Source organism: Fulverythrobacter fulvus, assembly GCF_037154085.1.
GTDB classification, from domain to species: domain Bacteria; phylum Pseudomonadota; class Alphaproteobacteria; order Sphingomonadales; family Sphingomonadaceae; genus Andeanibacterium; species Andeanibacterium fulvum.
In genome coordinates this window covers 412,761-422,667 of the sequence record NZ_JBANRM010000001.1, presented here as the reverse complement: position 1 = coordinate 422,667, position 9,907 = coordinate 412,761, and the positions used below count along the sequence as shown (strand labels likewise).

At 58.7% G+C, this 9,907-nt stretch carries 2 protein-coding genes; both read left to right on the top strand.

Going from position 1 to position 9,907, the window contains the following annotated elements; translation table 11 throughout:
* The first annotated feature begins 11 nt into the window (after positions 1 to 11).
* Positions 12 to 7,175, top strand: a complete 7,164-nt coding sequence (locus WFP36_RS01950) for a sacsin N-terminal ATP-binding-like domain-containing protein (protein WP_336977377.1) — start codon at positions 12 to 14, stop codon at positions 7,173 to 7,175.
* Positions 7,114 to 9,849: a DEAD/DEAH box helicase gene (locus WFP36_RS01945; protein ID WP_336977375.1), complete on the top strand. Its 2,736-nt coding sequence runs from the start codon at positions 7,114 to 7,116 to the stop codon at positions 9,847 to 9,849. The genes WFP36_RS01950 and WFP36_RS01945 overlap by 62 nt, the downstream gene beginning before the upstream one ends.
* Positions 9,850 to 9,907: the final 58 nt, after the last annotated feature.

Genomic DNA, 9,907 nt, shown 5'->3' with positions numbered 1-9,907 from the left:
ATCCAACCGAGATGGAGATCAGATCCAGCGGATTAGTGCATTCAGCGGAAAGCGACATTCTTCGCCTGCAGCAGATTTTGCGGGAGGGGTATGCCTCGGGCTTCACGATCTTCAAGGAGCTGCTCCAGAACGCCGAAGACGCGGGTGCTCGCCGGATGGTTGTGGCCGGTCACGCTGGATTCGATGAAGCGACTAACCCACTGCTCCGAACCCCTGGGCTGATTATCGCAAATGATGGTCCCGTCCTTGCCCGCCATATGGACGCGATTACCCGCGCCAGCGGCGGGAGCAAAGCGGATGAACGGTCGGCAGTAGGGCGGTTCGGTCTAGGACAAAAATCAGTCTATCATCTGTGCGACGCGTTCATTGCGCTTGGCCGGGTTGAGGATCGCGAAGGCCGACCGCAAACGCTGATCATGAATCCATGGGAACAGGTTGCTGAAGCTAATGCGGCCCATCGCGACTGGCCTCAGCTTTCTGCAACCGAAGCCAAAATGCTACTCGATAAGGCAGCGGCGCTAGGAATGGAGCGGGGCATGGCGCTGTTCCTGCCGCTGCGCACCCCACATCTGCGTCCCGGGGCCGCGCTTTGCCTGTCAGATACGAACTGGCACCCTGATGGTGCGATCTCAGATATCCTCGATGGTGAGGAATTGGCCGCGACATTGTGCTGCCTCCGCAATCTGGAGAGCGTGGAGATCATACCAGTCGCGGGCGAGGTGCGCCGGATCTCCCTGCGTAGCGGTGCCCAGCGCTTGTCTGGCCCAGGTGTGGGGAGCGGGGCCCCGAGCATTGACGGTAACGTCGAGGGAGCTGGGTTCGAGCTCTCGTTCAGCGGACGCCAGCAATGGAAGCATGATGGGCAAGCTGCTCGACTGTTGACGGCCGATGGATGGGACAAGGTGTTCGACATCCACGGTAAGCTCATACCGCCCAAGGCGAATCCGCATGGTGCAGTAATCCTGTGCCGATCTGCTACCCGTGAAGGTTTGGGCCACTTGCGGTTGCGTAATGCTGTTTACTTGCCGCTAGGTGAACCTCTGTTTGCCGAGCCACTCGAACGCGGAACGGACAATATCGATCTGCTCGTGCACGGCTATTTCTTCGTGTCGAGTGACCGGCGAAAACTTCGTGAAGACGATCATATCGAAACCCGTTGGAACCAGGCGCTCCGCCGCGAGGCGGCGCTGCCGCTGCTGCTCGATGCGATTGCAGATACCTTGCCCAGCTTACCCAGCGATGCAGAGCGTCATGCGCTGATCCGAGCATTGCAGCGCACGCGATGGTGGAATGAGCACCGTGTGGAATCCTGCCAGGGCAGGGCTCTTGCCCGGTGCTGGACGGGCGACAAGGCGGAAAGCTGGCGGGTTTGCGCCGGTGACTCACTGCGTCCGGTGACGAGAGGCGATGCAACCTCGATTGCCCGCCTCAAGGCCGCTTTTCCTAGACTCGAGGAGTGGTGCAGCGAAAATGGCATCGTTTTGGCATTCGGCACGGTCTTGGCTGATGCTGATCCACACTGGCCTGATGCGCAGCTTGCTGACCTGGTGCGCCTTGCCGGACCCGCTGCCTTCCAAAAAGGGCAGATCGCCGAAACGCTGGCGACGGTGCTCGAGGGCGCGCAGCCCGGCGAAGCAACGCGGATGGCGTTAGTCGAAACTTGCCGCAGCGCCATCGCCATGGTCGAGCAAAGTTTCGCTACTGCTGACAAGCTCAGGCCGCTTGTCCGACGCCTCCCGGAGGATCGCATCTTGGTTCTTCCGCCGAGCGTAGAAAATCGTGAGCTCCTGAAAGCCTTGGCTGCCGCTGGAGGTAGCATTCCGGTTAAAGCTGCGTGGTCGGAGCAGGGTGGGGCGATGTCCCGGCAATTGGGGCTGAACGAAACAATCGAACTGTTGACCGCCGCCGAACCCTTTTTGTCATCTCGAGGAACCGTAGCGCAGGAAGCGTCGACGCTGATATCGCATCTCTTGAGAAACGGTCCATCGCTCGACGCATTGGCGGCGGATCGTCGGGGTAGCGAATTGCAGGTCATTCCGGCGCGCTTGATGCAAGCCGAAGAGGAAGTGCGGCTATCTTTGGGCGCCATCGCGGGATTGAAGCGAAAGGGTTTGCTGTTCGATGCGGCACCAAATCGGGAGCTGGTCGTGCTCGCTGGCGCAGTCCTGTCACCCCCGATTTACCGGGTTACATTGAAAGATGGCGGGTTGGGGGATTTGGCCTCGGCCAAGAAGGCCGATTGCCTCCTGGCAGTCTTGCGGCAGGTTGATCGCTTCGGGGATCCAGGCAAGTGTGGCGAGCTTGCTGAACTGCTCGGTGCCGATGCTCCCCGCGAGGAGTTGCGGCGCCTTGTCGCGCGAGATCAGGCTTTGCCTTCGCACGTCAATCTGATTGAGCTCGATGAGCTCGGTGGGATACTCGATGATCTGGTACTGGCGCTGTTGCAGGACAGGGAAGATCGCCTCGTATCGTCCGCGACTACGGCGGAACTGAAAAAGGCATTGCGCGATCACATTGGCCTGCGACGGATCGATCTTGCCGAATTAGGCGCATGGCTTCGCGATGCGCAGTGTGCCGGCACCATGCCGCCGATGGACGACTCCAAGGCTATGGCATTGCTCAAGTCAGGGATCGATGACGATATCTTGAAGTCGCTGCCCTTGCACCGATCCGACCAGCATGAACCCCTTCTTCCGGCTACTGATCTGTTCAGCGGTCGTGTTTCGGATGTTGCACCTACGCTCTTGCCATTTACCCGTCTGGTCGAGCTTTGGGGCGATCCTTTAGCAGCGGCGGTTCAAAACAGGCTTATCGGGCGCTGGGGACCTGAAGCCGCGATCCGCACAGCATTGTCCGCGCCAGATCCCCATCAGTTTACCTCGGAAATTGCTTCAGCATTGGGCGCAATCGAGCAAGTGCCTGATGATCTGATAGAAAAGCTTCAGGCGACCGCCTGGATTGCTGCGGACGGGAATGCTTGGACGCCGACCAAAGTCCTCGACCTGCCTCTAGATGCTGAACATGCGCTTCAGGAGCTGATTATCGACCAAGCCGGACTTCTGTTCGCAAGTATGCTTCCCGGCTCCCTTCGCGAAGAAAGTGTGCGGCGGCACTTGGCGAGGCTAAGACCCGATCGATCCCAGTCATTTCTCTTTGCCGCCCGCCTTGCCGCTGACCACGGAGCCACCGGCCTTTGCCTTGACGTCGTCGAGCACCTAGATGAGCTAGCGAAGCTGGCGGCCGCGAATGTTGGCCTTGATGCAGAAGCGTGGCCTCTGATCTCTGCGGCTCTTCGCGACGGCGTGGCCGATGAGGTCATCGCGGGGATGGCTGAAGTTTTTAACGCGCCCTCTCTTGCCGGCACCGTTGCTCAAATGAATGCAATGGCTGCACTGAGCGGGCTCGGCACGAATGCTGAAGCAGCACGGCGCCTTTACCGCTCAACATTTGCCCGAAATCTGCGTGCTTTGACGCATGCGTCCAGCTATCTGCCGCCCGATCTCCTTGTACCGACCGAAGCAGGTGGGTTCAGCAGGGCAGACAGGGTTGCGCTAGGAGCAGCAGGTATCGACCCTGCGGCGCTACTCGCACACGATTATGCTGGCAAACTGGAACAGCCCGACGATCAAAAGACAGACACCATTCCAGCAAGCAAGTCTGCGAAGGTGGACTGGCTCGAGAGTGTCGAGCGCGCCTTCACTCCAGTCAGCCAGTACGATGTGCATGATGGGATTCTGCTAGCTCTGGCGATGCTTGGTCGTGATGACAGGATCCAGTCGCTCGCAGCCAGATGGGAAGGGCAGCGATCATTCCACCGCATTTGCGATGATCTTGACAGTTTGGCCGACGAACACCGTGGCTTGACTAACGCAAATTTGGACCGGCTTGCTGAACTGCGTTTTGCAGTCGAGCTGCCGGAACATGGGCAGGTCACGGTGCGGTCAGCTGCTGGAACGGACTGCACAGTTCCACTGTCTGGCAAAGACGATGCGCTGCTGCTGGATTGTATCCAGAGAGGAATTGAGCGCGACGAATATGGCTATCGACACGTCTATGACCTCGTGATCGGACCGGTATCGCCATCCGATGAAGCCGATGCGCGGCTGTTGTTGGATCAGTTCGTTAAAAAACTGGCGCCGGCTCTGATGCTAGGCTTCGAACGTCACAAGGCGGCATTGTCGGAGCTCTTGGACAGCTATTTTACAAGCGATCAGCGCACGCTCGCAGACACCTGTGAAGAGTTGCAGGAGGTGCTTCATGATCGCCTGGCCGGCATCAAGACCGGGCCGGTAATGCGCGCGGCATTGAATGATTATCATCGCGACGCACCACGCGACCGGGACAAGGCGCGCAACGCACTTTGGGCAGCGGCGCAGTCGGACGACGGGGCGAGGGAGCTTCTCGAAGCCACCCGCCAGAAGATCGACGAGATGGGCTATGCTCCCCATCGCGTGGTTTTCGAACTGTATCAGAATGCTGTCGATGCCCAAGCGCAGTGGCACGGTATCGGACGCTTCCGGGTAGAAGTGATCTACAATGAGAATCAAGTGATCACTTGCTTGCGAGTGATCCATTGGGGGCGCCCCATCAATCAACCAGGGAGCGATCCACGCAAGGCAGAGGAAGAAGGGCACCGACGGGACCTTTCGAATATGCTCGCCATCAATCACTCTGCCAAAGATGGAGATCGGGTAACCGGTCGCTTCGGCCTTGGATTCAAGACCGTGCATATGCTCGCCGACGAAGTTCGCCTCGCCAGCGGAGGCATAGCTATCCGGATCTTGGGAGGCATGATCCCTGCAGATTGGGCAGGGGGAAGCAGGACGGTCACCCCATTCCATGACAGGGGGCGCAAAGCGACTCTCATCGAACTTCCGGTTGCTCCGGGCCGTTCAGGAGATGCGCTAGACGCATGGGAAGCGTTTCGGGATGCGGCTCCGTTCTTGGCGGCGCTCGGTCAGGAAGCATCCATTGAGGTGGTGGCTCCAGACGGTGAGACCGTGTTCCGACATGAGGAGCATCCTCTTGTCGACGGCGTGAGCTGGCTGACAATCGATGCTACTCGCCACGTATTGCGCTTCGATTTAGGGAGTGATTTTCGGCTCTTCCTGCCCTTCGGACGTAATGGGCCCTACTCGTTTCCGCATGATGTGCCGCAGTTTTGGCACCTTGTCCCGCTCGTTGGTGAACGTCGCCGGGGGGGCTGGCTTCTGGAAGGCCGCTTTCCGGTTGACCCGGGGCGTACCCAATTGTCTGGCACGGCCGATGAGAAGGATAGCCGATTTGCCCGGCTTGGCATTGCTCTTGGGCCACGGCTCATCGCTTTTTACGACCATTGTCTTGCTGACTGGGCAAGTTTCGCGCGAGCGACAGGTCTCGATCCGGAAGGACGGGAGGATTTTTGGCGGAAGCTAGTGCAGCTTTTTGCACAAGATCTGGCAAGCCAGGGGTCCGAACAGTCACTACACAAGTCAGGCCAAGGCCTTGCGAAGCTATGGGCGGAGCGCCCCGTGGTGCCGCTGGCTTTCGGCGGTGCAACGCGCGCGGCTGATGTCAAATGGCGCTTGTCGGGAGCCCTTGCCGATCGCGATGCTCAAGCTGCGATCTCGAATTTGCTCGCCGAAGTGGAATTCAAGAATGCAGTTGTCACCGAGGAAACAGGACAGCTTCTGAAATCTGTTGGGCTGCCTTCGGGTCAAAGACTGGATGTTGTGACCTTGGCCGAAAACCTTGCTGGAGCCGAGGGCATAGATCCTGGGCTGGCGGGACGCATTTCCTGTCTTTGCGAGGAAGCAGTTTCGCAGGCGATGACCGGTGAGGAACAATCAGAATTCCGCAAGTTGCTGCGCGAGCGGTTCTGGCTCGCGGAAGATGGAAGTTGGCAGCAGATTCGTCTTCTAGCGTTTCCGCTGGGCGACAACGATGAACAAGGCAGGGCTGCATTCGCTCCTCCTTCGGGTCGCCTTTCGTCAGAGTACGTAGGCGCCGCCTTTGAACTCGCTGCCTTCGCCCGTGAACAGGCAGGTCAGCTACCTGTCGCCAAATGGGCTGAGACTGCCGGTGACAGCGCCGCACGCCAGCAAGCCTTCATTCGTTATCTGGTCGGTGCGGATGATCGGACCGTCGCACTGTTGGCGAGCGCGGCAAAGTGGCTACCCAATGTCGACGAACTCGCTAACTCCCCTTTGCTGGCCGGGCTGAGGCAAGACGAGAAGAACCGGTTGCTCGCCAAGCTAGGGTATTCATTCGGCCTCCCTTCAACACCGGTCGATCCAATCAGCCCCTGGCAACCTGACGCTGCGCAGGCGCTCTCAAGGATCGCGCAGTGGTGGCGCGACAATCATGGGGATTTGCGGGCTGCCTACGATCGAGCCGTGTATCCTGAAGATTTTTCCTCAGCAGCCCTCGCTGATGGAGATAAGCCCGCTTGGTTCACCATGCTTTCCCTCGCAACCTTCCAGACACTGGGGAGGGTTAAGCCGGCTCAATCCCGGCAGTTTGTTACCAAGGCAATCCAAGATGGCTGGTGGCACGAACTCGCGACAATCGATCCTTGTGACGAGGAGCTGAGGCCTTTTGTCGAGCGCCTCCGAGCCTGGAGCGATCCAGATGCCGATGAAAACTACCTGATGTGGCGCAGATGCCTTCCTGATCTATGCATGATCGCGCGGCATCTCGAAAGCTACCAGAGACTGTTCCGCAAATTGCCTGCGGTGATCGCCCAAGAGGGTGACGTGAGCCTGCGCGGACATTTGCGACCGGCATTCTCTCACGTCGCCGCTCGTATGGGCATTGAAGCAGCCCCTCTAGCTAGGTCGCTTGGCATTGGCGCCAACTGGCTTGTGCGCGAATTGGGCCGCAAAGGTATCTATTCTCGGGCGCAATTCGAGCAGATCATGCCTTATGGCTGGAGTGCGGCGGAACGCGTCCGCCGCCTCGCTTACACGCTCGGCATGGGCCAGTTTGAGCGTGGCATCGACGAGGGACGCGCCCTGTATGGGGCGGTAGAGCGTCGCATTGGTGATGCCGCTCATTTCGATGGCGATGGTGATTTGCCACTGCACGTGATCACACTTGCCAAGCACCGCGATGACCTCGTGTCGATTCTTCACGATGCAGACGTCGACGAGTGGCCAGACAACAACTGGGACGATGCAGAAGATGACGATGCCTGAAGCACTAGCCGCTGACGCAAGAGTCACTCACCCACGCCACGGCGTGGGCCAAGTTATTGCCGATGCAGGAGAATTCGTTGTTGCGCGTTTCGGCGCGACGATCCAGCAGGTTCTTCGCTCAGAACTCACGCTTGCTCGGTCGCTAGATCAAGCGCTGTCGACGGGGACTTTTGACGACAGTGCGGAGACATTGATGCGCGCGAGCGCCATGGCAATCCGGTCCGTTAACGATCAGTGGGGGGTGTTTTCTCGATCACGTGTCCAGCTGCTCCCGCATCAACTCTGGGTTTGTCACAAGGTTAATCGAACTTTCCCGTTCCGCTGGTTGGTCGCCGATGACGTGGGGTTGGGTAAAACGATCGAAGCCGGTCTGGTGCTCATGCCTCTGGTTGCTCGGGCTCAAATTCGCCGCCTGCTGGTATTGGCACCAGCAAAGCTAGTGCCCCAATGGCAGAAACGCCTGCGGCAGATGTTTGATATCCGCCTGCAGGTCTACGATCGCTCCGTTGATACACCTGCTGTGGATTTCTGGGATACGGCAAACATGGTGGTGGCGTCGGTCCACACGCTGCGCCGCGAAGTCGCCGACGGACGGGCTGAAGGCAGCCGGTTTCTTGCGGCCGATCCTTGGGACGCGGTCGTGGTCGATGAAGCGCATCATTTGCACGCGGATGAACGCACAGGAGAGACCCTTTCCTTTCAGCTCCTTCGCGCGCTGGAGGAAAGGCACAGAATCCGTTCTCTTCTTCTGTTCACTGGCACGCCGCATCGGGGCAAGGACTTCGGCTTTCTGTCATTGTTGAGCCTCCTCGATCCGGATCAGTTCGGACCTGAGCGCGACATCGACGAGCAACTGGCCAAGCTGCCGGATGTGATGATCCGTAACAACAAGGCGACCGTTACCGACCTCAAAGGGAACCGCCTTTTCACGCCGGTCACGGTGGAAACAAGGGAATATGCCTTTAGTGCAGCAGAGAGCGCATTCTACGAAACGCTGAGTGCATTCATCATTGATGGGCGCGCCTATGCATCGACCCTCGATGGGCGGGCCCAATCCGCGAGGATGCTCTTGCTCATAGCACTCCAGAAGCTAGCGGCGAGTTCGATTGCTGCGATCCGAAGCGCTTTGACCAAACGCCGCGCGAAACTGGCAGATGTTGCTGAGCAGGCTCGTACGCCTTCTGTGTCCATAACGGAAGGTGATGACGACGAGACATTGGACGATCGCGCGCGGGCTGACGAAGAGGCGTGGGGCAAGATGCTCGCCGAACTCATGGAGGGCGAGATCGCTCGCCTTGATGAGCTGCTTGCGTTGGCCGCCCCCATTCAGCAAGAGCGGAAGATCGAGCGACTAGTTGATCTCATCGCGAGCGATTTGCCCACCGGTGAGCCAGTGCTGCTCTTCACCGAATACAAGGCAACCCAGGCTCTCGTGGTTGATGCCCTGCATGCTCGATTTGGTCACGGTTGCTGCGGCTTCATCAACGGTGATGAACGCTTGGATGAAGTCACCAAGGCGGACGGTTCGCGGGGCCCGAAAAGTTGGTCGCGCGATGCGGCAGCGGAAGCTTTCAACCAAGGCACGATCCGCTTTCTGGTTTCAACCGAGGCAGCGGGCGAAGGGATCGATCTTCAGGAGCGCTGCGCGACGCTCATTCATGTCGACATGCCCTGGAATCCCATGCGGCTTCATCAGCGTGTCGGCCGTCTGTCGCGCTACGGACAGACAAGGCCGGTTCAAGTGTTCATTCTGAGGAACCCAGACACGGTGGAGGCGCGCATTTGGGACCTCCTGAACGCCAAGCTCGAGCGAATCCAGCGCACCTTGGACGAGGCAATGGATGAGCGAGAAGACATCAGCCAGCTCGTCATTGGCATGACTGGTCCAAGCGCTTTTGAGAAGATTTTTGCTGCAGGCCAGACCCAGCCGCGAGAGAGCCTCGATCGATGGTTCGACCGGGAATCGGCGACCATTGGCGGAGAAGACCTAGTCGATAAGGTCAAGACCATGCTTGGCAATGTTACTCGCTTTGACTTTGCCCAGGTTGGAAGAAATCTTCCGCAGGTTGATCTCCCTGATCTCGAACGATTCTTCTCGATGGTGATGGAATCGAAAGGGCGGCGCATTTTCCGGAGGGACGATGGTCTAGACGTTCTGACGCCGGAGAAATGGGCCGACGAAGACTACGCCATGCAGGATCGGTACAAGGGGCTCCTGTTTGATCGCAATGCTCGCTTAGGCAATGGCGAAGGCCCAGTCCGTCTTGTCGGTGTGGGGCACACGCTTTTCGATCGAGCGCTGAAGGAAGGGGAAAACCTCCAATCGGCTCTGGCGACCTGCACGCGATTGCCCGCTCCTTTGCTTATCGCTTCAGTTGAGGATCAGGTCACTGGCCAGGACCACTCGGTTACTCGAATTATCCTAGGTGCTTGGCGCGATAACGCAGCTCAGGTCCATATTCTTCGAGATTGGGAAGTCCTTCAGTTATTGAACACGTTAGGTCGCTCGGACAGTCCGAAGCCGCCTGAAATCGATATCTCGCAAATGCGGGCATTAGAGGCCGATCTCCTTGATGCAATGTCGCAAAGTTTGCCAACTGTCGCGGACATGATGACCCGTCCAGGCATCCGAAGCGAGTTAATGCTCTTGACGGATCAAGGTGCCGATACGTGACGGCCTAGACCGAATTGGAGGAGAGGCTGCGCACTCCCCGGTGCGGGGCATGTTTTGC

What these genes read in the sequence shown, in the direction of transcription:
- WFP36_RS01945 (WP_336977375.1), top strand. Translation starts at nt 7,114, where the DNA reads ATGCAGACGTCGACGAGTGGCCAGACAACAACTGGGACGATGCAGAAG.
- WFP36_RS01950 (WP_336977377.1), top strand. Translation starts at nt 12, where the DNA reads ATGGAGATCAGATCCAGCGGATTAGTGCATTCAGCGGAAAGCGACATT.